This is a genomic window from Oleiphilus sp. HI0128 (genome assembly GCF_001635365.1).
The window spans coordinates 1-621 of the sequence record NZ_LWGG01001634.1 but is presented as its reverse complement, the minus strand read 5'-3'; the positions used below and the strand labels follow the sequence as shown (position 1 = coordinate 621).

General features: G+C 44.1%; 1 protein-coding gene. It reads right to left on the bottom strand.

Annotated features, from left to right (window positions below):
• Positions 1 to 529, bottom strand: a 529-nt coding sequence (gene rsmH / locus A3763_RS26560; protein ID WP_068760774.1) for a 16S rRNA (cytosine(1402)-N(4))-methyltransferase RsmH, incomplete at its 3' end; no start/stop codon positions are given.
• Positions 530 to 621: the final 92 nt, after the last annotated feature.

Here is a 621-nt window from a genome sequence, read left to right as displayed (position 1 = left end):
GACCCAGCAATGCCTCTTTGATACCTCTAGCTATTTTCCTAGCAAACTTTTCTTCGCCATAATCGAAAAATACCTGAACCATCTCTTTCTCATCGACCTCTTTGATCCACTGTGCGGCACTCACTCCGCGCGTGGTATCCATCCGCATATCTAGCGGACCATCATTCATAAAACTGAAGCCTCTCTCAGCATTATCAAGCTGCGGAGATGACACACCCAAATCCGCTAACACGCCCGAAACTTTCTCTTGCCCACAAACTCTCAAATGCTCACGAATATCTGCGAAGGAGCCGTGCACAATCGAAAATCGCTCTTCATCAACAAATCGACTCTGTGCCGCAGATATTGCTTCCAAATCTTTGTCAATAGCGATCAACGAGCCATCTTTATCCAAAGCTTCTAGTATTTTTGAGCTATGCCCACCACGACCAAAGGTTGCATCAACATAGGCACCTGAAGAATTCGTCACCAATAAGTCAACTGCTTCTTGTAATAGCACCGTCTCGTGCATATGTTGCTCACAACTCATACCAATGTGTCCAATTCAATCAACATATACATTACAGAGACAAATTCAGCATTTGCTCAGGAATATCATCATCCTGATCTGCTTCATCTAAC